This is a genomic window from Rhizobium sp. P1_E6, assembly GCF_056405875.1.
This window is the reverse complement of record NZ_JBFUBG010000011.1, coordinates 87,412-111,780: the sequence shown is the minus strand read 5'-3', so window position 1 is coordinate 111,780 and position 24,369 is coordinate 87,412. Positions and strand designations below refer to the sequence as shown.

33 protein-coding genes are annotated in these 24,369 nt (G+C 62.1%); 13 read left to right on the top strand and 20 right to left on the bottom strand.

The window, feature by feature from the left end:
• A partial coding sequence (locus AC1D35_RS08945; RefSeq protein WP_477938526.1) for a nicotinate-nucleotide--dimethylbenzimidazole phosphoribosyltransferase occupies window positions 1-501 on the bottom strand: 501 nt, incomplete at its 3' end.
• Between the two features lie 174 nt (window positions 502-675).
• On the opposite strand from AC1D35_RS08945, the gene AC1D35_RS08940 reads away from it, so the two are divergent.
• From AC1D35_RS08940 to AC1D35_RS08930, 3 genes are read left to right on the top strand one after another with little or no spacing between them, the layout of a single operon-like run.
• On the top strand, window positions 676-1,455 hold the full coding sequence (locus AC1D35_RS08940; RefSeq protein ID WP_113307685.1) for an adenosylcobinamide-GDP ribazoletransferase: 780 nt from the start codon (window positions 676-678) through the stop codon (window positions 1,453-1,455).
• Window positions 1,456-1,473: 18 nt separating this feature from the next.
• Window positions 1,474-1,671, top strand: a complete 198-nt coding sequence (locus AC1D35_RS08935) for a DUF1289 domain-containing protein (protein WP_113301468.1) — start codon at window positions 1,474-1,476, stop codon at window positions 1,669-1,671.
• Window positions 1,671-2,369, top strand: coding sequence for a TIGR02281 family clan AA aspartic protease (locus tag AC1D35_RS08930; RefSeq protein WP_477938525.1), 699 nt, complete (start codon window positions 1,671-1,673; stop codon window positions 2,367-2,369). The genes AC1D35_RS08935 and AC1D35_RS08930 overlap by 1 nt, the downstream gene beginning before the upstream one ends.
• Before the next feature lie 271 nt (window positions 2,370-2,640).
• Here AC1D35_RS08930 and AC1D35_RS08925 read toward each other — a convergent pair whose 3' ends face one another.
• Window positions 2,641-2,940 (bottom strand): hypothetical protein, encoded by a 300-nt coding sequence (locus AC1D35_RS08925; protein WP_113301470.1) that lies wholly within the window; start codon window positions 2,938-2,940, stop codon window positions 2,641-2,643.
• A 93-nt stretch (window positions 2,941-3,033) separates the two neighbouring features.
• Entirely contained in the window at window positions 3,034-3,192 is a 159-nt protein-coding gene (locus tag AC1D35_RS08920) for a hypothetical protein (protein ID WP_162747279.1), read from the bottom strand.
• 47 nt (window positions 3,193-3,239) lie between these two features.
• Here AC1D35_RS08920 and AC1D35_RS08915 point away from each other — a divergent pair, with 47 nt between their 5' ends.
• The gene (locus tag AC1D35_RS08915) at window positions 3,240-4,085 is read left to right on the top strand and encodes an NAD(P)-dependent oxidoreductase (protein WP_113307682.1); all 846 of its coding nucleotides are present in this window, start codon (window positions 3,240-3,242) and stop codon (window positions 4,083-4,085) included.
• On the opposite strand, the gene AC1D35_RS08910 is transcribed toward AC1D35_RS08915, so the two are convergent.
• Window positions 4,082-5,062 carry an alpha/beta fold hydrolase gene (locus AC1D35_RS08910; protein ID WP_113307694.1) on the bottom strand — a complete coding sequence of 327 codons (981 nt, stop codon included), beginning with the start codon at window positions 5,060-5,062 and terminating at the stop codon, window positions 4,082-4,084. The genes AC1D35_RS08915 and AC1D35_RS08910 overlap by 4 nt on opposite strands.
• Window positions 5,063-5,209: 147 nt before the next feature.
• Between AC1D35_RS08910 and AC1D35_RS08905 the strand changes: the two genes are divergently transcribed.
• Together AC1D35_RS08905 and AC1D35_RS08900 are read left to right on the top strand one after the other, a co-directional pair.
• A complete protein-coding gene (locus AC1D35_RS08905; RefSeq protein ID WP_037102938.1) occupies window positions 5,210-5,647 on the top strand; it encodes an Rrf2 family transcriptional regulator in 438 nt (145 codons plus the stop codon).
• A 157-nt stretch (window positions 5,648-5,804) separates the two neighbouring features.
• Window positions 5,805-6,242, top strand: a complete 438-nt coding sequence (locus AC1D35_RS08900; protein WP_113307681.1) for an efflux RND transporter permease subunit — start codon at window positions 5,805-5,807, stop codon at window positions 6,240-6,242.
• Window positions 6,243-6,245: 3 nt separating this feature from the next.
• Here the strand turns inward: AC1D35_RS08900 and AC1D35_RS08895 are convergent, their stop codons facing one another.
• Window positions 6,246-6,641: a Rap1a/Tai family immunity protein gene (locus AC1D35_RS08895; protein WP_113307680.1), complete on the bottom strand. Its 396-nt coding sequence runs from the start codon at window positions 6,639-6,641 to the stop codon at window positions 6,246-6,248.
• Between the two features lie 148 nt (window positions 6,642-6,789).
• Window positions 6,790-7,410 (bottom strand): TetR/AcrR family transcriptional regulator, encoded by a 621-nt coding sequence (locus AC1D35_RS08890; RefSeq protein ID WP_113307679.1) that lies wholly within the window; start codon window positions 7,408-7,410, stop codon window positions 6,790-6,792.
• Window positions 7,411-7,532: 122 nt separating this feature from the next.
• Between AC1D35_RS08890 and AC1D35_RS08885 the strand changes: the two genes are divergently transcribed.
• On the top strand, window positions 7,533-8,390 hold the full coding sequence (locus tag AC1D35_RS08885; protein WP_477938524.1) for an MBL fold metallo-hydrolase: 858 nt from the start codon (window positions 7,533-7,535) through the stop codon (window positions 8,388-8,390).
• A gap of 54 nt (window positions 8,391-8,444) precedes the next feature.
• On the opposite strand, the gene AC1D35_RS08880 is transcribed toward AC1D35_RS08885, so the two are convergent.
• Window positions 8,445-8,897 carry a pyridoxamine 5'-phosphate oxidase family protein gene (locus AC1D35_RS08880; protein WP_113307677.1) on the bottom strand — a complete coding sequence of 151 codons (453 nt, stop codon included), beginning with the start codon at window positions 8,895-8,897 and terminating at the stop codon, window positions 8,445-8,447.
• A 147-nt stretch (window positions 8,898-9,044) separates the two neighbouring features.
• Between AC1D35_RS08880 and AC1D35_RS08875 the strand changes: the two genes are divergently transcribed.
• Entirely contained in the window at window positions 9,045-9,467 is a 423-nt protein-coding gene (locus AC1D35_RS08875; protein WP_113307676.1) for a helix-turn-helix domain-containing protein, read from the top strand.
• Window positions 9,468-9,486: 19 nt separating this feature from the next.
• Window positions 9,487-9,867, top strand: coding sequence for a DUF4180 domain-containing protein (locus AC1D35_RS08870; protein WP_113307675.1), 381 nt, complete (start codon window positions 9,487-9,489; stop codon window positions 9,865-9,867).
• 41 nt (window positions 9,868-9,908) lie between these two features.
• On the opposite strand, the gene AC1D35_RS08865 is transcribed toward AC1D35_RS08870, so the two are convergent.
• Window positions 9,909-10,901 (bottom strand): squalene cyclase, encoded by a 993-nt coding sequence (locus AC1D35_RS08865; protein ID WP_113307674.1) that lies wholly within the window; start codon window positions 10,899-10,901, stop codon window positions 9,909-9,911.
• A gap of 217 nt (window positions 10,902-11,118) precedes the next feature.
• On the opposite strand from AC1D35_RS08865, the gene AC1D35_RS08860 reads away from it, so the two are divergent.
• Window positions 11,119-12,042, top strand: coding sequence for a LysR family transcriptional regulator (locus AC1D35_RS08860; protein WP_113307673.1), 924 nt, complete (start codon window positions 11,119-11,121; stop codon window positions 12,040-12,042).
• Here AC1D35_RS08860 and AC1D35_RS08855 read toward each other — a convergent pair.
• The 3 genes from AC1D35_RS08855 to AC1D35_RS08845 form a co-directional block, all read right to left on the bottom strand.
• Window positions 12,005-12,742, bottom strand: coding sequence for an SDR family oxidoreductase (locus AC1D35_RS08855; protein ID WP_113307672.1), 738 nt, complete (start codon window positions 12,740-12,742; stop codon window positions 12,005-12,007). The genes AC1D35_RS08860 and AC1D35_RS08855 overlap by 38 nt on opposite strands.
• A 119-nt stretch (window positions 12,743-12,861) precedes the next feature.
• Window positions 12,862-14,259 carry a chromate efflux transporter gene (chrA, locus tag AC1D35_RS08850; protein WP_477938523.1) on the bottom strand — a complete coding sequence of 466 codons (1,398 nt, stop codon included), beginning with the start codon at window positions 14,257-14,259 and terminating at the stop codon, window positions 12,862-12,864.
• Window position 14,260: 1 nt separating this feature from the next.
• On the bottom strand, window positions 14,261-15,076 hold the full coding sequence (locus tag AC1D35_RS08845) for a chromate resistance protein ChrB domain-containing protein (RefSeq protein ID WP_477938522.1): 816 nt from the start codon (window positions 15,074-15,076) through the stop codon (window positions 14,261-14,263).
• A gap of 180 nt (window positions 15,077-15,256) precedes the next feature.
• Between AC1D35_RS08845 and AC1D35_RS08840 the strand changes: the two genes are divergently transcribed.
• On the top strand, window positions 15,257-15,976 hold the full coding sequence (locus AC1D35_RS08840; RefSeq protein WP_113307670.1) for a phosphotransferase: 720 nt from the start codon (window positions 15,257-15,259) through the stop codon (window positions 15,974-15,976).
• A gap of 15 nt (window positions 15,977-15,991) precedes the next feature.
• Here the strand turns inward: AC1D35_RS08840 and AC1D35_RS08835 are convergent, their stop codons facing one another.
• Complete coding sequence (locus tag AC1D35_RS08835) at window positions 15,992-16,729, bottom strand: SDR family oxidoreductase (protein WP_113307669.1); 738 nt, start codon at window positions 16,727-16,729, stop codon at window positions 15,992-15,994.
• A 183-nt stretch (window positions 16,730-16,912) separates the two neighbouring features.
• Between AC1D35_RS08835 and AC1D35_RS08830 the strand changes: the two genes are divergently transcribed.
• Window positions 16,913-17,536: a TetR/AcrR family transcriptional regulator gene (locus tag AC1D35_RS08830; RefSeq protein WP_113307668.1), complete on the top strand. Its 624-nt coding sequence runs from the start codon at window positions 16,913-16,915 to the stop codon at window positions 17,534-17,536.
• Between the two features lie 25 nt (window positions 17,537-17,561).
• On the opposite strand, the gene AC1D35_RS08825 is transcribed toward AC1D35_RS08830, so the two are convergent.
• From AC1D35_RS08825 to AC1D35_RS08795, 7 genes are all read right to left on the bottom strand, one after another.
• The gene (locus AC1D35_RS08825) at window positions 17,562-18,278 is read right to left on the bottom strand and encodes a hypothetical protein (protein ID WP_113307667.1); all 717 of its coding nucleotides are present in this window, start codon (window positions 18,276-18,278) and stop codon (window positions 17,562-17,564) included.
• A gap of 87 nt (window positions 18,279-18,365) precedes the next feature.
• A complete protein-coding gene (locus AC1D35_RS08820) occupies window positions 18,366-18,896 on the bottom strand; it encodes an AAA family ATPase (protein ID WP_113307666.1) in 531 nt (176 codons plus the stop codon).
• Between the two features lie 50 nt (window positions 18,897-18,946).
• Window positions 18,947-20,266, bottom strand: coding sequence for an ATP-binding protein (locus tag AC1D35_RS08815; RefSeq protein WP_113307665.1), 1,320 nt, complete (start codon window positions 20,264-20,266; stop codon window positions 18,947-18,949).
• The gene (locus AC1D35_RS08810; protein WP_113301491.1) at window positions 20,263-20,940 is read right to left on the bottom strand and encodes a response regulator transcription factor; all 678 of its coding nucleotides are present in this window, start codon (window positions 20,938-20,940) and stop codon (window positions 20,263-20,265) included. The genes AC1D35_RS08815 and AC1D35_RS08810 overlap by 4 nt, the downstream gene beginning before the upstream one ends.
• Window positions 20,937-21,506 (bottom strand): cytochrome b/b6 domain-containing protein, encoded by a 570-nt coding sequence (locus tag AC1D35_RS08805; RefSeq protein ID WP_113307664.1) that lies wholly within the window; start codon window positions 21,504-21,506, stop codon window positions 20,937-20,939. The genes AC1D35_RS08810 and AC1D35_RS08805 overlap by 4 nt, the downstream gene beginning before the upstream one ends.
• 3 nt (window positions 21,507-21,509) lie before the next feature.
• A complete protein-coding gene (locus AC1D35_RS08800; RefSeq protein ID WP_113301493.1) occupies window positions 21,510-21,776 on the bottom strand; it encodes a PepSY domain-containing protein in 267 nt (88 codons plus the stop codon).
• Window positions 21,777-21,899: 123 nt separating this feature from the next.
• Window positions 21,900-22,268, bottom strand: a complete 369-nt coding sequence (locus AC1D35_RS08795) for an NIPSNAP family protein (protein ID WP_113301494.1) — start codon at window positions 22,266-22,268, stop codon at window positions 21,900-21,902.
• A 379-nt stretch (window positions 22,269-22,647) separates the two neighbouring features.
• Here AC1D35_RS08795 and AC1D35_RS08790 point away from each other — a divergent pair, with 379 nt between their 5' ends.
• The gene (locus AC1D35_RS08790; RefSeq protein ID WP_113307662.1) at window positions 22,648-23,358 is read left to right on the top strand and encodes a DNA helicase; all 711 of its coding nucleotides are present in this window, start codon (window positions 22,648-22,650) and stop codon (window positions 23,356-23,358) included.
• A 39-nt stretch (window positions 23,359-23,397) separates the two neighbouring features.
• Here AC1D35_RS08790 and AC1D35_RS08785 read toward each other — a convergent pair whose 3' ends face one another.
• Window positions 23,398-24,345: a LysR family transcriptional regulator gene (locus AC1D35_RS08785; protein ID WP_162748429.1), complete on the bottom strand. Its 948-nt coding sequence runs from the start codon at window positions 24,343-24,345 to the stop codon at window positions 23,398-23,400.
• Between the last annotated feature and the right edge of the window lie 24 nt (window positions 24,346-24,369).

The window sequence follows — 24,369 nt, the reverse complement described above, 5'->3', positions numbered from 1 at the left end:
GTTGCCGATGCCCATTTCGCCGATGCAGAGCAGATCCGTGCCGCCGGCAATCGCTTCCATGCCGAAAGCCATGGTGGCGGCGCAATCGCGTTCCGTCAGCGCTGCTTCCTGGGTGATGTCGCCTGTCGGATAATCGAGCGCCAGGTCGAAGACCTTGAGTCCCAGATCATAGGCAACGCAGATCTGGTTGATCGCCGCCCCGCCTGCCGCGAAATTCTCCACCATCTGCTGCGTGACTTCAGGCGGGAAAGGCGTGATGCCCTGCTTCACGACACCATGATTGCCGGCGAAGATCGCGACCAGCGGCCGGTTGACGGCGGGCGGCTTGCCCGTCCAGGCGGCGAGCCAGAAAGCGATCTCTTCCAGTCGTCCAAGCGCACCCGGCGGCTTCGTCAGTTGCGCGTCGCGTTCGCGGGCGGCGACCAGCGCGCGACCATCCGGTCCCGGCAGGTCACGAAGAAGGGCGCGAAAATCGTCGAACGGCAGGCCTGAAACGCTCATCTGAATGGCTTTCCTTGTATTCTTGTCTTTTCCCGGCAAATCGGGTTCTTTGCGTGGCGACTCTCTTAAAGCGAGCGGCCCAGGCGAACAATGTGAAAAAGCACACAGCGCCAAAAGCCGCAGGGAGACAAAGACGCTGCGGAGAGACGGGGGCAGCAGAGAATGATCCCAGCAATGATAAAGAACATCGTGGTCGATGCCGCGCGCGCCGTGGCTTTCCTGAGCCGCATTCCCATGCCGCCATGGCTCTTTGCCGGCTATGACGGCAAGCTTGGCCGGCTGGTCCGTGTCTTTCCCCTGGCCGGGCTCGTCATCGGCGCCCTGCCCGCTCTCGTCTTCCTCGTGATGCTGGCGTTTCGTACCGACCGCCTGATGGCGGCGCTCGTGGCACTCGCCGTACAGACGATCCTGACCGGCGCGCTGCACGAGGACGGGCTTGCCGATACTGCGGACGGGATAGGCGGTGGCAAATCCCGCGACCAGAGCCTTATTATCATGAAGGACAGCCGCATCGGCAGCTACGGCGCGATCGCCCTCATCCTTTCCTTCGCGCTGCGGGCTTCGGCGCTTGCAGCGATTGCCCGTGAAGCATCGCCCCTTGCTACTGCGCTTGCCATTCCTGCCGTCGCGGCGCTGAGCCGCGGCGCCATCGCCTGGCACTGGCAGCGCCTTCCCGCCGCAAAGCCGGATGGGTTGGCCGCCTCCGCCGGAAGCCCAGCGGAAGTCACCATGCAGATCGCCCTGGTGACGGCAGGCTTTATCACTGCCATCCTCGTCTGGCCGGCACTCGGTCTGTTGCCGTTCGTCTCGGCCCTTCTCGCCGCCGGTCTCGCGACGCTCGCCTTCACTTGGTTCATTCGCCGCAGGCTTGGCGGCCACACCGGCGACACGCTCGGCGCTACCCAGCAGATTTGCGAGGTCGCAGCCTTCTGCGCTCTTGCCATGGCCCTCTGAAATTCCGATATATCGCCCATGCGAACACCCTGCATCCGCGTATGCTCCCTGGATCCTCTCACCGGTCTTTGTACCGGATGCGGCCGCACAACGGATGAGATCGCCGGCTGGATGCGCTTTTCCGACGAGGAGCGTGAAACCATCATGGAAGATCTGCCCTCCCGGCTCGCGGCACTCGCTCCCGAATCGACCAAAATGCTGGAGACCATCGGCTGATGCGCCTCGTTCTCCTGCTTGCCGTCATCGGCATCGGCCTCGCCGTCCTGCTCTTCAATAGCGACCAGAGCCGCATCTTCGGACTGGCAAGCGACGATTTCGGCCGCTTCGTCTACCTGCTGCCGATCGCGCTGATGCTGGCGGCCGGCATCTGGGGCAGCCGCCAGAATATCGGCCAGACCCTGCGCCAGCTGATGATCTGGCTCGTCATCATCCTGGCGCTCGCTACCGCCTACCTCTACCGTCAGGATGCGATGGCAGTCGGCAACCGGCTGCTCGCCGGCCTCGTGCCGGGCCGCGCCGTGGTCGTCACGACGAGTGAAGGCGGAGAGGAAGTCATCGTCCACAAGATGCTGAACGGCCATTTCGAGGCCGAGGTCTCGGTGAACGGCCAGTCCGTGCCGATGCTGGTCGATACCGGCGCCAGCATGGTGGCGCTGTCGCATGCCGATGCGCTGCGCATCGGCATCGACCCGAAACAGCTCACCTATTCCATGACCGTGATGACTGCCAACGGTCGCGCCCGCGCCGCCCCTGTAACCCTCGATCAGGTCGCAATCGGCCCGATCGTGCGCAGCAATRTCGCCGCGTCCGTTGCCGAAGACGGCAGGCTCGACCAGAGCCTGCTCGGCATGAGTTTTCTGGAAACGCTAGGCTCCCTGCAGATGCAGACGGATGAGCTGAGGATGCGGGATTAGGGTATTCCGCAGCCCGGTTTTCGTCTGCGTCAGTCAGGTTCTTTGCAGGCTGCCTCGCGGGCTACTTGATCCCAAATATATGAGCCCGAAGTCTCGTCCGCGCACCGATCAATATGGCCATTCGCCGCGAACCCGCTATAGATGATCAAACCCAGCGCAACAAATAGCAGGATCGCAAGAGCACTCACGGTCCGTCGTGGAGCTAGCCGCATCAAACCACGCTATCCTGAATTGTTTGTCTCTAAGAACCTCATCGTACAGTGATGGGGTCTCAATAGTTCCAGATGCACATGTAGATCATGGGCCGCCCGTCTCGGACAACGGCAATCCCTTCGTGTCCGTAGAGTGGGCCTCGCTTTTCGCTACGGCACAGCCATAGCTGATCACCGGGCCGCATCCCTCTTAATAGCGGAGCAAGGGTCGTCGCCGGATCATTGATGGCGTCGATAAGAGGTTGCGGGAGACCGCCGAGCTGGCCTCCGAACAGTTGGATCTGCCAATCACGAAAGCCGTCCAGAGTGGTTTCTTCAATGAGTTCCAGTCCGGAAGGCTTATTGACTAATTTCGACATCGTTGAACCGCGAGCGAATGGAAATGGCTGCCCCATTCCAAACGCAGCTTCTGCCTATGGAATCCGCATGGATGCAGCGGGCGGTCGAAATAATCACATCGTGAAACAAGTGTCGCGTGAAATGATCGTGTCTTTCATCACCTGCTCATCAAGCACCAGTGCCGAAACGCTCGAACCCAGGGCGGACTCGAAGATCTGATTGGCCTCGAAGCTGCGGACTGAAGGCCGCACCTGCCTTGCAGCATCGACCATCCCGCCCTAGTCTCTCCGCATCCCCGCCAAAGAGGTCACATCCGCCAATGTCCACCACCATCGCATTGTTCGGCGCCGGCGCCATGGGCAGCGCCGTTGGCCGCCGCCTCGCCGAGTCCGGCGCCAAGGTCATCACTTTTCTCGATGGACGCAGTGAAGCGACGATCGAACGCGCCCGCGCAATGGGCCTCGCCGCCGCCCCGCTGTCGGCATTCGCCGAGGCCGATATCATCCTCTCCATCGTTCCGCCCGCCGAAGCGCAGAAGGTCGCGGATCTCATTGCTCCGGTGCTGCACGACAGCGGCAAGAAACCGCCCTTCGTCGACCTCAACGCCATCAGCCCGAAGACCATGGAAAAGCTGTCCGCAGGCCTCGCTTCCACGGGCGCGAAGGTAATCGACGGTTCGATCATTGGTGGGCCACCGGTTCCCGGCAAGGCCGGCCCTGTCGTCTGCCTCAGCGGCGAGCTCGCCGGCGAGCCGGATCTGCTGTCGAGATTCGGCCTGAAGATCCGCCGCGTGAAAGGCCCTGTTGGAGCCGCCTCCGCCTTGAAGATGTGTTACGCCGGCATCAACAAGGGCATCACCGGCCTCTCCGCCGCCATGCTGCTTGCCGCCGCGCGCTCCGGTGCCAGCGAGGCATTGAAGGTGGAACTGGCCGAAAGCCAGGCCGAGCATCTGAAGCGGCTGCGCCAGTCCATTCCGGACATGTTTCCGAAGGCCTATCGCTGGGTAGCGGAAATGGAAGAAATCTCCGAGTTCCTCGGAGCCGACGATCCCGCTGCCCTCATCTTCAAGGGCATGGCCGGCGTCTTCCAGACCATTGCCGATGATCGCAATGGCAACCACGAACTGATCGCCACGCTCGAGGCGATGCTGGATGACGGGCATTAAACCGGTGACGAAGCCTGCACGAAATCGATAATCGCGCGGCTGACGATCTCCGGCCGCTCCTGCGACAGCCAATGGCCCGCACCGGGCACGAACTGCGTCGCCCTGAGACCAGGCGCGAGCCCTGGCATCGCATCGATAATCTCCCGCATGCCGGGGATGGCAAGGCCCGTGTCACGTTCGCCAGCCATGAATAGCGCGGGAACCTCGACTTTCAGCCCCGCCAAAGCTTTCTGCAATTCCCAGTTCCGGTCGAGGTTCCTGTAATAATTCAACCCGCCGCGAAAACCTGACGCCTTGAATGCATCGGCAAAGACATCGAGGTCGGCTTGCGGCAGCCATTTGGGCAGCGTTTCCCGGTTGGGCAGATCAGCAAGCAGACCGGATGCGCGGGAGACCATGCCGAACGGATTGGGCGTTCCGTCGCCTGGCAGTCTTGGACCCGCGTCGCCGCAGGCCGCGCCATAGATCTTGCGCAGCGTGACATCCACATTCCGCTCGAACTCGGCTTCCGCCAATCCCGGCTCCTGGAAATAGAGCACATAGAGCAGGTGATCCGCTGTCGCCGGAAAGATTTTCGTCGGCGGCACGGGCGGCTGGCCCATGAGAGGCACGCTCATTGCGACAATGCCCCGGAACCTGTCCGGCCGCATCAGCGCGGCCTGCCAGGCAACCGTCGCACCCCAGTCGTTGCCGACGATGACCGCCTTTTCCTCACCAAGCGCATCGACGAGCGCCACCATGTCGGCCACGAGATCGAAGACTGTATAGGCGCCGGTCTCATCAGGGCTTTCCGTTCGGCCATAACCGCGCATATCGGGCGCCACGGCATGGAGGCCCGCCCCGGCAAGTGCGGTGATCTGATGGCGCCAGGCATGCGAGGTCTCCGGAAACCCATGGCAGAGCAGCACCAGCGGCCCCTCGCCGGCTTCGGCAATGTTCATCCTCAAGGTTGCGGTTTCAATCATGCGCTGCTGCATCGCTGCCTCCTCGACAATAAGCCCGTCCCCTTCGGAAAAATCGCTTCCGGGCGACATCGAATCTTTAATTCCGTATCTTTTTACGTTACAGAAAACGGAAGTCAATATACCGTAACACTATTTGTTACGCTATGGAGAGAAGCACAGATGCGACAAGACGGAAGACTGGCGCGGATGATCCACGTTCTCGTCCATATGGGGCTGCTTGGCGGCCGGGAAACAAGCGAGCGCATCGCCCAGATGCTCAACACCAATCCCGTCGTCGTTCGCCGCACCATGGCGTCGCTGCGCCAGCACGGCATCGTCGAATCCGAGGGTGGCCGCGGCGGCGGCTGGTCGCTGACGAGACCGCTTTCCGAGATCACCATTCTGGATGTGCAGCGCGCGCTGCAGGGCGAAACCATTCTGGATGCGCCGCTCTCCAACGATCACCCTTCCTGCCCGGTCGAACGCGCCGCCAATGCCAAGCTGCAGCTTGCCTATCAAAGCGCCGAGCAGGCGCTGCAGCGGGAATTCCAGAAGGTGACGCTGGCCGAGGTCGGCGAGATCGCCATGGCCACCGCCCAGGCAGAAAAGAGGGCGTGACAGCCATCCGGCTGCTTGCTGACGGCGCGTGAATCTACCAATTTTCAGCAAAACAACAAGACCACAAAGAACAAGAAGAAACTCCTAGTCTGGTGGCACCACATCCCGATCGCCTTCCCCGAAGGCCTCAGCATGTCCGGTGCGACAGGAGTTTACGATGACTGCATTCTGGCCCTTGTTCGTCGGCGGCGTGGCCCCCGCCATTCTCTGGGGCATTACCGCTATTTTCCAGAAGCAGAGCGCCGTATCGGGCGCAGGCTCCTCCGCCTATCTCATCGTCTTCGGCCTGACGCTTGCAGTTGCGGGCGGGATCTCCGCCCTGATCTGGCGCCCCGCGCCCTGGACGGCAGAAGGCATCGGCTTTGCCGCCATCGCCGGCCTCTGTTTCGCCGTCGGCACCGGCCTCATCAGCTTCGCGATCTTTGCCTACGGCGTACCGGTCTCCAAACTCGCGCCGATCTGGAGCTGCAACGTGCTGGTGACGCTGACCGTCGGCGCGGTGTTTCTGGGAGAGGCTGCTGAGGTCGATCTCATGAAACTCTCTGTCGGCACCCTGCTTATCATCGGCGGCGCCATCCTTGTCAGCAATGCCTGACGCCTATTGCGCCCGGCAATTGTAGCGGCGGGAGATGACGGTCATCAGCAGTTCGTCGCCCTCGCCCCCGCGGACGTCGGGATTGTCCTGCAGGAAGCGGCAGAGCATGTCGCCTATGACGATGGCCGTCGTGCCCGGCGGCAGGCAGATATTCATGCCGATCCCATTGCCCAAACGAGCGAAGTTGACCATTGCCTCCGGACGGTGGATTGCATCGGCGAGCGCGCGGCGCGCAAGAAAATCGTCCCTATTCCACTTGTCGAGCCAGCCGGAAACATAGCCGGTGACGAACTGCCGCGAACCGCCACAATCCGAAAAGAGAAGATCGCCGCTGGCATATTCCATCGGCGCCTTGGCCGAAACAGTCGCCAACAGGGTTGCAATGAGAATGCCCGGCATCTGATCCCTCGCCCGCGTATCGATGCCGGAAACTTCAGCCCGAACATGTCGGAATTAAGCTGGAACTATTGCCGATCTGTGACGTCGGGAAAGATGGTAAATGCCCGAACCGGAAGGGAAATTTCTCCTTAACCGAGGTAAATGGGCTTCAATGCGCCTTGCCGTGGAGCAGCACGTCAAAGACCATGTGCTTGAATGTCTCGAGCGGCGCCCCGCTGCGTTCCGCGCGCATGCGCAGAAGCGCCCCTTCCCAGCCGTTCAGAATGAAATCGGCAAGTGTCCCGGCCGGCAGCTCTCTGGTTAGTGTGCCGTCTCTCTGCGCTTCGGCCAGGCAAGCCGCAATCACCTCGCTCCAGCGGCTGAAATGCGCTGCCACGTGCTGGCGGATCAACTCGCTATGGTCGACCGTCTCAGCGCTGAAATTGCCGAGCACGCAGCCCTGCGTATGACCTCTCAAGGCGAAGGATGCGACGCGATCGTCGAAATAGGCCTTGAGGCGGCGAAGGGGCGGTTTGCCGGCATCGGCAAGAAAGCCCACGAGCCGGGCAAGCGCCTGCTCGGAATAGCGATCGGAAACCTCTGCTCCGAAAGCCTCCTTGCTGTCGAAATAATTGTAGAAGGAGCCCTTCGGAACCTTGATGTCATCGACGATCTTCTGGATGCCGGTCGCGGCAAACCCATTGGCATGAATCTCCTTCAGACCCGCCTCGATGAGTTTCTCCCGCATTTGCATATTCGGCTTGGGGCCGCGGCGGGCCGGCTTTTCCATGTTTGTTTCCTCTTGAATAATTAAATACGACCGGTCATATATTTATTGCCTGACTGCAAAAATCAAGACCTTTCCGGCTCACCCAGCCGCCTTAACTCCAACTATTCCAAGGAATTGCCACCATGACCTCAAGCCCCACTCCCAGCCTGCGCTATGATGTCCTGACAATCCGCCGCCCCGGCCTCAGCCGCGATGTACCGGCTGGCGATCCATCCCTTCAGTGGGTCGCTAATTCCGCCACGCTGATCTCGGGCGAACGTGATGCCGTGCTCGTCGATACCTTCCTGACCGAACCGCAGACAAAGACGCTCGCCGACTGGGTGGAAGCGAGCGGCAAGCGGCTGAAAGCGATCTACATCACCCATGGTCACGGCGACCATTTCTTCGGCATCGGCACATTGCTGAAGCGTTTCCCTGATGCGAAGGCCTACGCCATATCGAATGTAGTGGAGGCGATGCGCCGCCAGAGCGCCCCCGACATGCTCGACGGCTTCTGGCGCAAACTCTTCCCCGGCGAAATCGCCGAGAACATGGCTGTCGCCGAAGTGTTGGAAGCGCCGGAACTGGAGCTTGAAGGCCACAGGCTGATCCCGATCGATGCCGGCCATACCGACATGTCGCACTCGACCGCCCTCCACGTTCCCTCGATCGGGCTGATCGTCGGTGGAGACGTCGTTTATAACGGCATCCACTGCTACCTCGGCGAAACCACCCGGGAGAGCCGGCTGCACTGGATCGAAACGCTGGACCGGCTCAAGGAGCTGAAGCCGAAGGCCRTCGTCGCCGGCCACAAGATCCCAGAAAATGACGACGATCCCGATATCATCGACGAAACCCAGCAATATCTACGCGATTTCAACAGGCTTGAGCTGGAAACGACGACAGCGAGAGAACTGTTCGACGCCATGCTGGCGCTCCATCCCAGCCGTGCCAATCCCGGCTCGCTCTGGGGCGCTGCCAAAGTCGCCAAGGGCGCCTGACCTTCACGCAATCAACACCAGGCAGGCTGCCGCGCTTCTGCGCGGCACGCCGCATCAGGGCGTGACGAGCTCGGTATGTCCGAACCCCTTGGAATAATCGAGCACTGAAATCACCTTCGGCACGACGCGGAAGATGCAGATCTGATCYCGCGTCGGCATGGCGATCGCTAGACTCTCCTGAACCGGATATTTCGCCGGCATCAGTTGGAGCACCCTGTCGGCCTCGGCAGGGTCTTCCACCTTCTCGGCATGCGCTGCCATCGACAGGCCGGTGATCTGCATCAGCTGGCCGGCATCCGGGTTGATCGTCAGCGACATCCTGTTGTCCCGCGCCAGATTGGCGGCCTTCTGGCTGTCCGGGCTGGAGAGGAAATAGAGCGTCAGCCCGTCATTGACGTAGCCGACCGTCGTCGCCTGCGGCCAGCCGTCTGGCCGGAGCGTCGCAACGCTCATGATCCGCTGCCCATCCAGTATCGCCTGGATCGTCTTCCTGATCGCCTCATCCACGGCACGCTCCGTTCGGTTTGATAGCTGAAGCATGTGCGGCTACAGGGAGTTCCGCATTGATCCGCATCAAGGCGAATATGATCTGGATTATTCCTAAATATTCCTTATTCTTCTAAAAGAAGATTACCATAGAGAACAGTACGGATCATGTCGGAAGAGTTTTACACCGCTGAACAGGCTGCCGAGCGGCTGAAGCTGCACCCGAAGACAGTGCTGCGGCTCATCCGCGAAGAGCGTTTGCGCGCCACGCGCATCGGCAAATCCTACCGCATTCTGCGCTCCGACCTCGAAGCCTTCGCCGGTGTCAGCAACAGCACCCCGGCCTCGCAGGCCGAGGTCTATGTCACCAGCGTGGTCGAGGTGCCCGATCTCTCCGCCGAAATGTCGAACCGCCTGACGGTGCTGATGCAGGCCATGCTGATCTCGCGGCATCGCCGTCCGCACGCCATGCAGTTCAACGCCGCCTATGATGCGGAACGGCGGCTCCAGAAATTCATCCTCATCGGCACGCCGTCGGATACGGCGGAACTGTTGAACAGCCTGGACGCTTATCTGAAGGCGCTCCGCTGACGACGAGAAAGGACATTCCGTGAGCAATGACATCAGGCTCTCGCACGGCTTTCGCATGCTGCTCCGCAATCCCGATGGCAAGCCGTTATCGGCTGAAAGCGGCATCAACGATCTGATCGGCCACGCGCTCGGCGAAGCCGTCGATTGGGTGGTGCTGCCGGTCGCTCGCCTGCCCGAGGGTTTCCTGACGCTCCGCTCGGGCATTGCAGGTACTGCGATCCAGAAATTCGTCAACTACCGCGTTCGCATCGCCATCATCGGCGGGATCGATGCCGAGCTTGCCGGCAGCAACGCGCTGCAAAGCTTCATTCTTGAAGCCAATCGCGGCACAACCTGCTGGTTTCTCGATACCATGGAAGAGTTCGAGGCACGACTGGAAGCCTTCAGCACTCCGGCTTAAGCTACGGATTGCCCTGGATAATGCCGGATGTCGCAACAGCCTCACGCTGCGGCATGTTCAGTCTGCGCGCCGCCCCACCATTTCACAACCCTGAGCGCCCGCAGCGTCACCCAGCGCGAGGGCTCGCCCTCACCGTCGTCCATCACGAACCAGGCCCTGCCGGAGGCGCGCCAGTCAAGCGGCCAGCGTCCATCCTCCAAACGCCGCGAATGGAGGTATATGATTGCCTCCTTGAGCCGCGGATCAGGCGCTGCACCCGTGAACAAGGTGGAAGCGCGAAAGTAATCGAGCGCCCGCAGCACATCGAAGCGCCAGCGGTTCGGATGCAGGAACTGCATGAACTTCTCGTTGACCGGCTCGCCGGTGCTGAGCCGCCACATCAGGTGGCGCGCCAACAGATACTCCTCGCCCGAACGCCGCGCCGCACGCGACTGCGCCGTGCCGCCGGTTGCCCGCTCATATTCCAGAAGCCCTTCCAGAACATTGATCGTCGTGTGGAAGGACGAGCGCACCGAACCATTCGCCCGCTCGCAGTTCCAGCCGCCATCCGCCTGCCGCTCGCCGAGCAATCTTTCCACGATGGGCGAGACATCGACCCCGAAATAGGCGCCGTCGCCAACCGTGCGGCCGTTGATGCATTCCTCGACCTCGCCCTCCCAGAAGGGCTGCCCGCCCTCGTCCCAGCGGCAATTGGCGCCGATGAGCGCGACGGTTCTCTTTGCGGTTTCGGAGCGCGGATCGAGGCCGAACTCGCGAAGCTGCGTCAGCGAAAAATTCGTCGCCGTCCAGGGCTGGCCGGTCGCCTTCCATTCCTCGCGCGTGAAATCGCTGGGCAGGAAGGAGCCGCCAGCCCACTGCCCATCTGCATCCTGATAGGACAGAAGCTGTGCACCCCAGCCTTCCCGCTCGACCTTCCGCCGCTCGGAAGACCATACGGGCTCCGGCTCATCGAGCAGATCGCGCATCACCTGCCAGCGGATGGCTGGGTCGGAGGCGAGCAGCCAGTCGATCACGGATGTCTCTGATGGCGGCATCAGCAAGTCTCCCTGTCGCTTGCAAATACGGGGCGCAGTTTGGCCAAGCATGTGTCTGCCGTCAATTGCGAGGCTCGGCGCATGAGGTGGCGCCGGCCGGATGCCCGGACCCGTGAGATGCCGCCATCGGCTACGGCCAAGCGGAGACTACCTCTTCGCCCTGCTGCCTGATATAGGCAGGGAGTGCCCATCCTTGCCGGGGAGCACGGAGCCCGCGATGAACCCACGACAATTGAAAACCTTCCTTGCGGTCGCAAGGCACGGCAATTTCACCCGCGCCGCCAGCGAAGCGAACCTCGCCCAGTCGAGCCTCAGCGACCAGATGCAGGTGCTGGAAGAGCAATTGGGCGTCCAGCTTTTCGAGCGCTCCCGGCAGGGTGTGACCCTGACGCCGGCTGGTGACACGCTGAAAGCCTATGCCGAGGAGATCCTTGCGCTGAATGACGAGGCGAAAGCCGCGATCCGAGCAGCCGCCGGCCTTGGCGAGCAGATGCTTGCGATCGGCACGCTCGAAACCATTGCGGCGGAAAAGCTCGCGCCCTTTCTGTCGCGGTTTCGCGAGATCCATGCCGATATCGGCCTGACGCTGAAGATCGGCGGCAGCGGTGAATTGCAGCGGCGTCTGGAAGACGGCTCGATCGATATCGCCTTCACATTCGATCGCGGTGAACTGGACGAGAGGTTTGTGACCCGCCTGGTCTCGCACGAACCGCTGGTACTGATTGCAGGCCGCAATTCCGCAGCCACGCCGCCGGAAAGCCTTGCTGACCTGAGCCACCTGCCCTTCGTCGCCACGGAAACCGGTTGCGTCTATCGCCGCCTCTTCGATACTGCCTTCGCCGAAGCAGGCATTGCCGTACCCGATATTGTCACCCAGGCCGACAGTATCCAGACGATCATCCGCCTCGTTGCATCCGGCGCCGGCTACGGTCTCGTCCCGCGTCTGGCCGTCACTCCGGCAGCTGAGCGCGGCGATGTCGTGGAGCTTCCCTGGCCGGGCGATGCGCCCACGGCCTCGCTGATCATGCTGTGGCGGCGCCGGCGTGTGCAGCCGCCGGCGCTCTCCCTGTTGCTCGCTTCGGCGGGCGAGGATCTGCGGCCGGTCAGACCAGCCGATGCCCGCCTTCGACGTGCAGGATAGTGCCTGTCGCAAAGCCGTTGCCGATCAGGAAGCGGATCGCATCGGCAATATCCTCGGGCCGGCCGACACGACCCGCCGGCAGGCGCTTGGCCATCGCTTCCAGCGTCGCCTGCTTGGCGTCGCCCGCAACGAAACTCCAGATCGGCGTATCCACCCATCCCGGCGATACCGCGTTGACGCGCAGCGGCGCAAGCTCCACGGCAAGCGCCCGCACCAGCCCTTCCAGCGCCGCATTGACGGCTGCAACAACCGAACCCCGCGCCGTCGGCCGGTAGGCCGCCACGCCTGACGTATAGGTGATCGTGCCCGATGGCGGCAGGCACGGCGCGCCGTATTTGGCAAGCAGCAGCGGCCCGTAGAATTTGCTCTCGACGACCCGCTGAGCCGCCGAAAGCTGCAGATCCGGCAGAAGCTGGTAAGCCCCCTCGATATCCGCGGCCGTGCTGACAATGTGATCGATAGGCCCGCAATCGTGGAAGAAGGCCGCAATCTCCTTCTCCCGCGTGAGATCGAGCACGGCGGTCTTAAGATCAGCAGGATCGCCAAGCTCTCGCCGCGCCGCCTCAAGCCTCTCCGCACTGCGCCCGGCAATCGTCACCCGCGCCCCTTCGGCCAGCAGCCTGCGCGCCAGCGCCAGCCCCATGCCGGAACTGCCGCCCACGATGATAATCTCGGCGCCTTCTATTTTGATGTCCGTCATCTGCCTCTCCTTCTTGGCTGGAGAGCAGATGCCTTACACCGGGCCGGAAGAAAAACGGAAGAAACCGATGGTGCCATCGGTTTTTCCGATGATGCGGCTGCCGGCAAGCCGGCGATGCCTCAGGCGGGCCAGAGCATTCCGGCCACTGCGCAGCCGAGCAGCACCGGAATGACCGCCACCCTGAACGGGAAGATCGCGATGGCTGCCGCAAGGCTCAGCAACAGCGACGGCGTCGACAGCGACGTCCAGACAGGCAGCTCGATGGAGAAAGGTCCAAGGCTGTGAATCTCCGTGCTCCGGAACAGGAAGTGCAGGCCGAACCAGATCGCCAGATTGAGGATGACGCCGACCACGGCCGCAGTTATGGCCGTCATCGCGCCTGCAAGTGCTGCATTGCCACGCAGTTTCTCAATGAAGGGAGCGCCGAGGAAGATCCAGAGAAAACAGGGAATGAAGGTCACCCATGTTGTCAGGATGGCTGCGAGCGTGGCTGCGGTGATCGGATTCAGGCTGCCGGGATCACGATAGGCCCCCATGAAGCCGACGAACTGGAGAACCATGATGAGCGGGCCGGGCGTTGTTTCCGCCATGCCCAGACCATCGAGCATTTCGTTGGGCTTCAGCCATCCGAAACGCTGGACGGCCTCCTGCGCGACATAGGCAAGTACGGCGTAAGCGCCGCCGAAAGTCACCATCGCCATCTTGCTGAAGAACACGCCGATATGCGTGAAGATGTCGTCGGGTCCGAGGAAGAGATAGAGCAGCAGCAGCGGCAGCAGCCAGAGCACCAGCAGCACAGACGAGATCCTCAGCGACCAGCGCAGGTTCGGCCGCGCATGATCAGGTATATCTTCCCCGAGCAGCGCGTCGGCGTCGGACAGCATCGCGCCGCCGGCTGCCTTGTGCCCGCCACTGCCCTGGAACAGGCGGGAACCTGACTTCGATCCCAGGAATCCGACGATGGCGGCGACCATGATGATCACAGGAAAAGGCACATGCAGGACGAAGATCGCCAGGAAGGCGGCTGCCGCGATGCCGATCATCGCCCTGTTCTTCAGCGCACGGCCGCCGACCCTGACGACCGCCTGAATGACGACGGCTAGCACGGCGGCCTTCAGGCCGAAGAACAGTCCCTCGACGGCCTCGACGCTGCCGAGGGTCACATAGAGGTAGCTCAAGGCCAGGATGGACAGGAAGCCCGGAAGCACGAACAGGATGCCTGCGACCAGACCGCCGGCGGTCCGATGCATCAGCCAGCCGATATAGATGGCGAGCTGCTGCGCCTCCGGTCCCGGAAGCAGCATGCAATAGTTCAGCGCATGCAGGAAGCGCTGCTCGCCGATCCACTTCTTCTCATCGACGACGATGCGATGCATGACGGCGATCTGCCCGGCCGGTCCGMCGAAGCTGAGCGCGGCGACCCGCAGCCAGACACGAAAAGCCTCGCCGAAGGTAACGCCATGCGGGTTAGGCGACGCCCCGGTATCGGGCGTCGCATGCGTGACGGCACTGTTCACGTCAGCCTCCCTTTTTCGCGGAAGGCCAGTTGTGCGTTTCGTCCGTGGCATCGCGGCACCAGCGGTAGAAGGCATCATAGAGCAGCATGCCGGCATCCAGTTGCTTGAGGTCGTCGACGAACATGCGCGACAGGCCGAGCGAAGCAGCCAGCAACCCGGCGACTTCAGGGGCGAGGTCCGGCCGGGCGGTATCGGCGCCACGAACGATCGTTGCGAGCCTCGACATCGGCCCCGAAGCAAGGCCGAATTCCTCGATCATCACATCGAAGGTGCAGAGCTCGCCGCGGTGACTCCAGAAGACCTCCTCGATATCGAAGGGCATGGCGCTGAAGCSATCGCCAACCAGCAAGACGTCGGACGTCGGCACGAAGAGAAAAACCGCGGAGGGATCGACGAAGCGCCGGATGAGCCACGGACAGGCGATGCGGTCGATCTTCGGACGCGCACGCGTGACCCACACGGTCCGTCCCTGCCGGTCGCGCGGCGGCAGCCTGTCGACGGGCACAGCCGTCCCGCCCGAGCCTGTCCAGGCTTCGAAGCCGCCTTCCAGCACCTCCGCCGCTCCCCCGGCATGCCGGATATGGGCGGCGACCCCATGGCTGAGCTTGCCGCCCGCCTGGCAGACGACGACCACCGGCCCGGCGAAACCGGCTGCCCATTCGTCGATATTGGTGTGGGATTTACGGATCGAGCCCGGCACGAGTCGCGGATCGCGGGCGAAATCATCGTCGACGCGCACATCGACGATGACAGGCGCATTGGGTGTGCCGACGATACGGTTCAATTTGTCTGAAGATATTTCGAGAAATGATGGCATGACGCGTCCTCCGGTGTTCGGTTTCATGGACGCGATTCTTCGGCATGTCGCCTCGTGGGGTGATCGCAACCCCATATGATTTTTATGCGCGCCGTCGTTTTTCATGTCAAGCTGCGGAAGGTTCATGTCTTCTGCAAACGGGCCATTCCTCCCCTGCTGGATTGCGGCTAGTCTTCTCGAATGAGCGCGGAAGAAACGCCGTTGACCGGCGGTCGCATTACTGCCGGCGTTGTCCGGGTCGGGGATACTGTCAGGCGCCCAGTCACAAGGGACCGGACGCATGTGCATGGTCTTCTCCTTCACCTCGAAGAGCGTGGCTTTGATGCCGCGCCTCGCTTTTTAGGCGTGGACGATCAGCAGCGGGAAGTGCTGAGCTTCATTCCCGGCCATGTTCCTGACGATCTCGGCCATTTCGACGATGCCCAGCTCACCGCCGCTGCTCGTCTCCTCAGACGCTTCCACGACGCGACGTCGAATTTTCCGCTCGTCCTGGACGCGGGCGCGGAGGTCATGTGCCACAACGACTGGGGTCCGCCGAACGCGGTGTTCCGTGATCGCCAGCCGTGCGGCATGATCGATTTCGACACGATCGCTCCGGGCCTGCGCCTTTGGGATCTTGGTTACTTCGCCTTTGCCTGGCTCGACCTCGGAGACGACGACTATATGGGCGACGAGCAGATCCGTCGGCTGGAGGTGGTGGCGCAAGCCTATGGAATGGCGGGCTGTACCTCCACTCAGATCGCCATTCATGCACTCGCGCGACAGACGGCGCTTGCGGCCGTGGGGCGTGTGCAGGGCAAGGCGGACATGGCGGAATGGGCGGCGGCGGCTGCCTGCTGGACGGTTCTCAACGTGCTCGAGCAGCTGAGCCCGACTGGCTATGCCCTGCCCACGGGATGAAGCGCTTCCCTCCCATCAGTTCCGCCCGCCATTCGCCCGGATCACTTGCCCATTGACCCAACCGCTCTCTGCGCTCGCCAGAAACGACACGACGCGCGCAATATCCTCCGGCTGCCCGAGCCGGCCGAGCGGGATCTCGTTGGTCAGGCGCTGGATCAGCTCCGGGGAGCGGCCGGCGAGCAGCAGTTCGGTTGCGACCGGCCCGGGCGCCACGGCGTTGACGGTGATGCGGCGGGGCCCGAGCTCCTTTGCGAGGATATGCGTCATCGCTTCGACCGCCGCCTTCGTCGCCGTGTAGACGGCATTGCCCGGCGAATAATGGCCGATGATGCTGGTGGAAAGGTTGATGATGCGGCCGCCGTCACGCACGCGCCTTGCACCCTCGCGCATGCCGTTGAAGGTGCCGGTGAGGTTCACGGCGATCAGGCGCTGATAGTCTTCATCGCTGACTTCGGAGAGCGGGCCGAAGGTGGTGACGCCGGCATTGTTGACGAGCACGTCGACGGTTCCGAATTGCGCTTCGGTACGCTCGAAGAGATCAGCGACCGCTCGCGGGTCGGAGACGTCGGCGCGGATGGCAAGCGCCTGGCCACCGGCGGCCTCGACAGAAGCGACCACGTCCTCCGCCTGCGCAACACTTTCGGCATAATTGACGACGGTCTGGAAGCCATCGGCTGCGAGCTGTCTGGCAATGGCCGCGCCTATGCCCTTGGATGCGCCTGTGACGATGGCGGTCCTGATGTCATGGGTCATGTCATTCTCCGTTCTGTTCCGGCTCAGGCGATCGCAGGCACAGCAAGGTGTATGCGCGTCACCGGTCCCGGCAACGCGCTTGAAGACTTCAAATCCTGCTATGTTGCCCGATCGCTTGTGCGCTTGATCTGACGCCGTTAATGTGAGCGATAACTCGCGTTCCCGCCACTCGCATTTCAGATCATGACCGACAGCCCCTACAAGAGCCGCTCCGCGCCCAGAAAAGCACCAAGACAGGCCCGCTCACTCGCAACCGTCTCGGCGATTATCGAGGCTGCGGCTCGCATTCTGGAGGAGCGCGGCCATGAGGGTTTCTCCACCAATGCGGTGGCGGAAAAGGCCGGCGTCAGCGTCGGCTCGCTCTACCAGTATTTCCCGCGCAAGGACGCGCTGATCGGCGCGCTGATCCTGCGGCAAACGATGTCACTGGTCGAAGATGCGGAACGTGCGGCCGGAGAGCCGACCGGCGAAGAGGCGCTTTCGACGCTGATCAGCCCTTGCGTCCACCAGCAGCTCGAACGCCCTGCCCTTGCCCGCCTGCTCGATTACGAAGAGGCCCGCCTGCCGCTCGATGCGGAGACTGAACGGGTCAAGACGCGCTTCTTCGAGCTCACCCGCGATACCCTCCTGCGGCCGGACATGCCGCCGCAGCCCGATATCGATGCCGCGGCGCGCGACGTGGTGGCGATCATCAAGGGTATGATCGATGCCGCCGGCGAGCATGGAGAGGAGGACAGGACCGGGCTGGCGCTGCGCGTCAAGCGCGCCGTCATCGGCTATCTCAAGACCGCATCGGACGGCGGGTGATCCCAAAAGACATCATCGGCCCGGCTCAGAGCGGCTGCTTCCCCCGCCAGATCCGAAGCGGTCCAACATCCTCAAAGCCGAAAGACTTCATGCGACTGAGCATCGCTCCCCGATCATACCCAACCACAGGCTTGTCAGGTGCGAGCGCTGCGACACACTCGATGGCGGCTCGAAGCTCGTCTTCGCCGTCGCTCTCCGAAAAGACGTTCGACAGGCCGACGCAGTCGCCGGAGATATTTCCGATGCATCCAGCCTGGAAGCCGGCACCGTTACGGCGACCAAAGAAGACTATATCCGGCCGGGAAAGCATGGAGGATGGAAACATCTTACGCTCGGTCGAAGAGCCGTTTCGTTTCCAGCCCTGTTCCCATTGAGCCAGATCGTCATCGGTCTTGACCTGCTGCCAGTTGGGGTCCGTGCCGCCAAACATGCGAGGCGGAGCCCACAGCCAACGCGCCTCAAACAGAATTTCCATTCCGAGCGCGGTCATATCGAAACTGCAGAAACTGTCCTTGAAATCGAATTTCCAGCTCCTGCTGCGGCGAAGCTGGTCGATGGCAGCCCGCTGTTCGTCTATCCGCGTGGCCGACAATGTCGTCAGGCTTGAGTAATAGGGCGGCGGCGGGTCGATACTGATAAACGCGTAAGCTTCGCGCCTGTATCTCAGATCGTGTGCCTGAAACACGCATTCATAGATATCTGCATTGTTTCCGGCGGCCGAAATCGCTCTGCTATCCGTCATCGAACCTGCTTTCAATGTCGCAAACAAACTTCGCGCGCAGTGTTACTTCCGATATTCAAGGTGCATATGACATAAGGCCTGCCTGCATTACCCCGGCAGGCGGCTCAGCAGAAAATCGGCACGCGCGGCCACATCGGACTTCGGCAGCATGACGACCTCATAACCGATTTCAGGATAGGCCGCGGTCAGTCGATCATATTCGGCAACCGCCTCTTCAAAACCATGCCGCCGTTCGGGATCGTTGACGTAGATCTCCGGCCACGGTGGCGTCAGAAACACTGTCTGGTGATAGCGATGCCGGTCACGCAGTGTCTCCAGCACCGCTTCTCCGGTAGCGGCCTGCAGCGCGGCGACGGCATCGATCAGGCCGCGGTCGAAGAACGTCCATCCCGCCTGCGTCTCTGCCAGCTTCTGATCTTCGAGCGCCATCGCGATCGCCCGCCGGGCAAAAGCCACTGGATCGACCCAGGGCAAAGCTGCGCCCTGCCCGGCCAGCTCCTCTTTCACGATCCGGCGTCCAGGTTCTTCGACGGTGGCGTAACCGCGCCGGGAAAGCTCTTCGAGCAATGTTGATTTCCCGCCACCCGAACAGCCGGAAATAACGACGGATTTGATCACGGAACCCTCCGATGACAGATGATGTAAAAGAAGCGTGGCGCAGACTCGGGCTATGTGCCGACTTCCAGATCGAAGACATGCCCCTGCCTGCCGGCAGAGCGGCGAAGCGAACCGCGGTGGATCGCGGCAATGCGCTCTATGATATCAAGGCCGATCCCGAGCCCGTCCGTACGGGCTGTGACGTCGCACCCTTGCCGGATGCCGACCGGGTGCCGGTCCTCGACGCGGATCAGGTTGCTGCTGACCCGCACGACGATATTGGTACGCGCGGGCGTGTGGCGAACGGCATTGTCGATCAGGTTGCGGAGGGCATCCTTCAGCAGCGCCGGCACACCCTGCACGAAGGCGGCATCCACCTGCGCGGAGAATTCCAGCGAGTGACCGTTTTCATAGACCCAGGGCGCCAGCTGTTCCACCACGCTGGATGAAAGCGCGACGAGGTCGACCTCCTCGAACATGCCGTGATCGAACGTATCGAGCCTGGCGAGCGTGGTGATCTGGCTGACGAAGCGGACGAGGTCGTCGAGATCCGCTTCCGCCTTCCGTGCGCGCGGATGGTCGATATGACCGAGCTCCAGCTTGATTGCGGCAAGCGGCGTGCGGACCTCGTGGGCGATGCCCGATGTCAGGATCTTCTGGGATTTCATCAGCTCGCCGACACGCGCGAAGGCCCGGTTGACAGCCTCGGCAAGATGGGCGATTTCCCGTGGCATCTCCTGGAATTGCAGGTGTGAGCGGGAATCCATCGGATCGATCCGCTCCGCCGCCTCGGCCGCAATCCGTACCGGCTTCAGCGCCTGGCGCACGGAAAGCAGGGTGGCGCCGAGCACGAGGACCAGCAGAATGCTCATCGGCACGATCATGTGTTCGATCACCTCATTCCAGAAGACATCCGACAGCACGTCCTGCGGATCGCCCATCGTCGCGACATCGACAACGAAGCGCCGCTCGCCGACTGTGAAGGCCCGCCCGCCCACCAATGTCAGCGGCTTGCCGGGCTCGAGTGACCGCAGCCAGAAATCCGGCGGGTTCACATCAGGCGGCAGAAAGCGGCTTTCGCAGGCGGCATCGCAGGACTGGAAAACAAACCCGCCACCGGCCTCGCGGATGCGGGCCACATAGCCGGTCTGCGCCTGCCGGTAGCGCCCTTCGACGCTGTCGGGAAGCCGGTAGCGGATTGTGCCGTCTTCCACCTCGATACCGGAGGCGAGCCGCTCGGTCTCCTGCTCCACGAAGAGGCGCGAAAGCTCCCCGACATTCCAGTAATAGTCGGAAAAGATCACGGCGAGCTGCACCACCATGGCCAGCACCGCAAAGAAGGCGATGCGCCGCGCCAGGATCGCGCCCAGTGTCGGCGATTTCAGTCTCATGCGCGCGCCTCCCGCATCATGTAGCCGACACCCCTGACGGTCTCGATCAGCGCCCTGGTCGGATGCCTCTCGAGTTTCCTGCGCAGCCTCGAAACGGCAAGCTCGACGGCATTGCTGCTGCGCTCGTCGCCGAATTCCGAGAAGGCGTGCTCGATCTTCGGCTTGGGCACGACCCGGCCGCCATTGCGCATCAGAAGTTCCAGCAGGCCCTTTTCGGAGGGCGCGAGCGCGATCTCGGCGCCGGCACAGATCACCCGCCGCGAGGCGACATCATATTGAAGTGCGGCAAATTCCAGGACCGGCATGATGGTTGCCGGCGCGCGCCGCGTCAGCGCGCGGATGCGGGCGATCAGTTCGCCATTGTGAAATGGCTTTACAAGATAGTCGTCGGCGCCGGCGTCGAGCCCGGCGATGCGTTCGTCGATCGCGCCCCGCGCGGTCAGCACCAGAACCGGCATCTGAACCCTTGCGGCCCGCAGCGACCGCAGGAACGCGATGCCGTCTTCATCCGGCAGGCCGAGATCGAGAAGCAGCAGGTCATAGTCCGCTTCCTGCAATGCAAGCCGCCCTTCCTGCGCGAGCGCAAAGGCATCGATCTTCCAGCCGGCATCGCGGATAGCCTCGCAAAGCAGCTCGCGAAGCCGGGAACTATCCTCGACCAGCAGTATCCTCATGCCTTCTTTCGACCCGTGACCATCGACCAGACGAGATTTTCCCTGTGCCTCCAGCTTTCGACGATGGCCGCACCCGCATGAACGAAGGCAAGCACCATGATGCCGTTTGCGATGGTGCCATGCAGTTTCTCCAGCCACTTCTCGCCCCAGAAGGCATCGAGCGTCGTCATCCAGCCGGTCAGCGCAGTTGCCGCCAGCAATGCCATCAGGATCAGCATCATGACCGATGCCAGCGGATTATGACCAAGGTAACGTCTCTCACTGCCATCGATCATATCGAGTATCTGCTCCATCACCCTGCGCGGCGTCGGCAGGAAATCGGAAAAGCGAGCGTGTTTTGTACCGACGAAACCCCAGAGAATACGAATGACGATTGCCGCAGCGACGACATAACCCGTGATGCGGTGCCAGTATTTGCCCTCTTCGAGAATGAAGAGGTTGAGCATGCAGGCCCCCACGATGGTCCAGTGAAACAGCCTGATGACGGGATCCCACACCCTGACCGTCTGCTCGTTGGTATCGGAGGGCTCTTGGCCCTCCTCCTTCTTCGACGAGATGGCCGTCATCGCTCAATCGCCCTTCTGGACGATCTCACCGGAGACCGGATTGAAATAGACTTCGGCGCGTTCGCCGTTCTTGTCCTTGCCGTAGATTTCGTAGCAATTGCCGGTGATCTCGAAGGTCCTGACCTTGTAGCCCATGGCCTCGATCTTCGCCTTCATGGCCGCCTCGGGCATCCATTTGGATTTCGGCTCGCTGGTGCAGCTTGGACTTGCAAGCGCCAAGGCCGGCGTGAATGACAGGATTGCGAGAGCGGCGATCAGTTTCAGCTTCATGATTTTACCCTTTTGCTGCTGCCCCTTGCGGGCGACGGGCAAACGGGTAGCGCGCCGAAGCTGTCTGTTTGCTGTCGGAGAGTGCAGACGATCTCTTCCCCGCCGACAGGAACCCTCCACGCCCTATTCGCTGCGCGGCAGTGGTCGCAGAAACAGGCGCTCGTAACTTTTGAACGGCGGATCGGCCCCGAAGCGTGCATTGGCCGCGATACTGTCCGGGTCGGCGGCAACGCTGGCGCGGTAGCCGAGATAGGTCTGCTCATCCGGGAAAGTGAAGAGAGCGATTGCAATATTGCCTGCCCCGTCTGCCCCGGCACCGGGAAAACTCAATCCCGCGCCATCAGGCTTTTCGCGCGGCATGAAATATCCATGATGCGTTCCGCCATAGCGCTCGATCAACTGGACCCAAACCCCGGCATAGGCTTCGAATTCCCTGCGTTTCTTCGGATCGAGGCGGTAGCGCACCTCGCAGGTGACGGGCATTGTCGACATCAAGGAAAGTCCTCCAATGTCAGCATATAGCTCATCTGGGGATGCCGGCCATGCATCGTCAGCCAGATCTGAGGAAATTGCAGGAAACGCGGCTGCGCATGGAGGCAAAATACCTTCCCGCTTCGCCGTTCCGGCAGAGCGACGAACGGCTCTGCCGCCTCTCCCGCATTTCTCAGGCGATCAGATGTGATCCGGAAGATCCCATCATTTCCCGCTTGTCGCGAATCGCAACGCCCGCTACCTCTTGGACAAGGCTCGACCCAAGCCTCCTCCCTCCAGCCGGGAAGCATCGTCCATGCGGGGTTCATCCACCATCGAACCATCTGTTCGAGCACCGCATAAGGAGGGGTTGCGTTTCCGGCTCGCAATGGAGGTTTGAATGAAACTGTCTGCACCCATCTATCAGCTGAAGCGCCGTGCGAAAATGTTGTCGCGCACCGATACGATTCCGCTCCATCAGGCGCTGGACCGTATCGCGCAGGAAGAAGGTTTTACCGCCTGGAGCCTGCTTGCATCCCAGCATGAGACGCAGTTACTGACCGGCCCGATTCTGTCGCAGCTTGCGGAAGGCGATCTGCTTTTGATCGCCGCCCGTCCGGGTCACGGCAAAACCCTGCTCGGCCTGCAGCTTCTGCTCGATGCTGTCAGGGAAAGCCGCAAGGCCACCTTCTTCACGCTCGAATATACCGAACAGCAGACCATGAAGCGTATTCATGCCCTGCCGGAAGGCGAAGCGTTGGGCGAGAAGATCGAGATCGTCACCTCGGACGAGATCAGCGCCGATTATGTCATGCGGCATCTCGCGGGCGCTCCGCGGGGAACGGTTGGGGTCATCGACTATCTGCAGATCCTTGATCAGCAACGCAGCAAGCCGGGCCTTTCGGAACAGGTGTCTGCACTCCAGACCTTCGCTCGCCAAACCGGTATCGTGCTGGCCTTCATCTCGCAGATCGACCGATCCTTCGAGGCTGATGGCAAGGGCTTGCCGGATCTGGCTGATGTCCGTCTGCCCAACCGGCTTGACCTTACGCTGTTCGACAAAGCCTGCTTTCTCCACAATCGCGAAGTCCAGCTTCAGCATGTGGCTTAAATCGTAAAGCGAGGGCCGGTGTCCGCTAGGTGCCGGCCCTCAGCCTTGCGATATCAGCTGCGGCTGCATCGAGAATGCATCTGAGGCCATTCCCTGCCGCATGCGCTTCGTCGCGAAGTCCACGAAGGCCCTGAGCTTGGGCAGCGACTGGCTGCGGCTTGGATAATAGAGGCAGAGCCCCGGCACATCGCGGGCATGATCTTCAAGCACCGGAATGAGGCTTCCCTGCTCGATATAGTGCCTGATGACTGAGCCGACCGTGTAGAGGAAGCCGACGCCGCGAAGCGCAGCCCGGATCGAGGCCTCGTAATCATTGAGGATCAGCGGGCCATCGACGGCAACCTTCAGGCTCTCGCCGCCTTCGACGAATTCCCAGGTCCGCGACGCCTGCCCGCCTCGCCGGGTCAAGAGAGCGGGCAGCCCCTGCAGCTCTCGCGGATGGCCGGGCCGTGGATATTTGCGAAGCAGGCTCGGCGCGCCGACGACAACGAACTTGTCGGGCGGCGTCAGCCAGGTTGAAACCATGTCGAGTTCGATCGTATGCCCGAGCCGGATACCGGCATCGAACCCTTGTTCGACGATATTGGTGAACTCGTCGTCGCCGACCAGTTCCAGACTGATGCCGGGATAGGCGTCGTGGAAATCCGGCAGCAGGCTGTTGATCAGCAGCGAAACCGCCGGGCGCGGCGCATTGATGCGCAGGTTACCACCAGGCTGTTCGCCGAGATCGCGGGCGGCATTCACGCCCGCCTGAAACATCGCTGCTGCCGGCTTGGCATGGGCAAGCAGCTTCTGGCCCGCTTCCGTCAGCCGAACGCTGCGGGTCGTCCTCGCAAACAGCGCAGCCCCTACCCGCCTCTCGAGCGTCTGGATACCCTGGCTGATTGCCGACGGGGTCAGGCCCAGCTGGCGTGCCGCTGCGCGAAATCCGTTCTGCTCGGCCACCGCCAGAAATATCGCAAGGCCATCCAGTTCGGCTCGGTCCATTGTGCAGCTCCACTTTACAGCATG

Coding starts and splice junctions, on each gene's coding strand:
- AC1D35_RS08815 (WP_113307665.1), bottom strand. CDS start 20,266: ATGAGACTGAAATCGCCGACACTGGGCGCGATCCTGGCGCGGCGCATC.
- AC1D35_RS08805 (WP_113307664.1), bottom strand. CDS start 21,506: ATGACGGCCATCTCGTCGAAGAAGGAGGAGGGCCAAGAGCCCTCCGAT.
- AC1D35_RS08835 (WP_113307669.1), bottom strand. CDS start 16,729: ATGACCCATGACATCAGGACCGCCATCGTCACAGGCGCATCCAAGGGC.
- AC1D35_RS08900 (WP_113307681.1), top strand. CDS start 5,805: ATGACTGCATTCTGGCCCTTGTTCGTCGGCGGCGTGGCCCCCGCCATT.
- AC1D35_RS08825 (WP_113307667.1), bottom strand. CDS start 18,278: ATGACGGATAGCAGAGCGATTTCGGCCGCCGGAAACAATGCAGATATC.
- AC1D35_RS08910 (WP_113307694.1), bottom strand. CDS start 5,062: ATGCAGCAGCGCATGATTGAAACCGCAACCTTGAGGATGAACATTGCC.
- AC1D35_RS08920 (WP_162747279.1), bottom strand. CDS start 3,192: ATGGTCGATGCTGCAAGGCAGGTGCGGCCTTCAGTCCGCAGCTTCGAG.
- AC1D35_RS08810 (WP_113301491.1), bottom strand. CDS start 20,940: ATGAGGATACTGCTGGTCGAGGATAGTTCCCGGCTTCGCGAGCTGCTT.
- AC1D35_RS08785 (WP_162748429.1), bottom strand. CDS start 24,345: ATGGACCGAGCCGAACTGGATGGCCTTGCGATATTTCTGGCGGTGGCC.
- AC1D35_RS08860 (WP_113307673.1), top strand. CDS start 11,119: ATGAACCCACGACAATTGAAAACCTTCCTTGCGGTCGCAAGGCACGGC.
- AC1D35_RS08935 (WP_113301468.1), top strand. CDS start 1,474: ATGCGAACACCCTGCATCCGCGTATGCTCCCTGGATCCTCTCACCGGT.
- AC1D35_RS08840 (WP_113307670.1), top strand. CDS start 15,257: ATGAGCGCGGAAGAAACGCCGTTGACCGGCGGTCGCATTACTGCCGGC.
- AC1D35_RS08875 (WP_113307676.1), top strand. CDS start 9,045: ATGTCGGAAGAGTTTTACACCGCTGAACAGGCTGCCGAGCGGCTGAAG.
- AC1D35_RS08800 (WP_113301493.1), bottom strand. CDS start 21,776: ATGAAGCTGAAACTGATCGCCGCTCTCGCAATCCTGTCATTCACGCCG.
- AC1D35_RS08915 (WP_113307682.1), top strand. CDS start 3,240: ATGTCCACCACCATCGCATTGTTCGGCGCCGGCGCCATGGGCAGCGCC.
- AC1D35_RS08795 (WP_113301494.1), bottom strand. CDS start 22,268: ATGTCGACAATGCCCGTCACCTGCGAGGTGCGCTACCGCCTCGATCCG.
- AC1D35_RS08940 (WP_113307685.1), top strand. CDS start 676: ATGATAAAGAACATCGTGGTCGATGCCGCGCGCGCCGTGGCTTTCCTG.
- AC1D35_RS08890 (WP_113307679.1), bottom strand. CDS start 7,410: ATGGAAAAGCCGGCCCGCCGCGGCCCCAAGCCGAATATGCAAATGCGG.
- AC1D35_RS08865 (WP_113307674.1), bottom strand. CDS start 10,901: ATGCCGCCATCAGAGACATCCGTGATCGACTGGCTGCTCGCCTCCGAC.
- AC1D35_RS08925 (WP_113301470.1), bottom strand. CDS start 2,940: ATGTCGAAATTAGTCAATAAGCCTTCCGGACTGGAACTCATTGAAGAA.
- AC1D35_RS08895 (WP_113307680.1), bottom strand. CDS start 6,641: ATGCCGGGCATTCTCATTGCAACCCTGTTGGCGACTGTTTCGGCCAAG.
- AC1D35_RS08855 (WP_113307672.1), bottom strand. CDS start 12,742: ATGACGGACATCAAAATAGAAGGCGCCGAGATTATCATCGTGGGCGGC.
- AC1D35_RS08905 (WP_037102938.1), top strand. CDS start 5,210: ATGCGACAAGACGGAAGACTGGCGCGGATGATCCACGTTCTCGTCCAT.
- AC1D35_RS08830 (WP_113307668.1), top strand. CDS start 16,913: ATGACCGACAGCCCCTACAAGAGCCGCTCCGCGCCCAGAAAAGCACCA.
- AC1D35_RS08790 (WP_113307662.1), top strand. CDS start 22,648: ATGAAACTGTCTGCACCCATCTATCAGCTGAAGCGCCGTGCGAAAATG.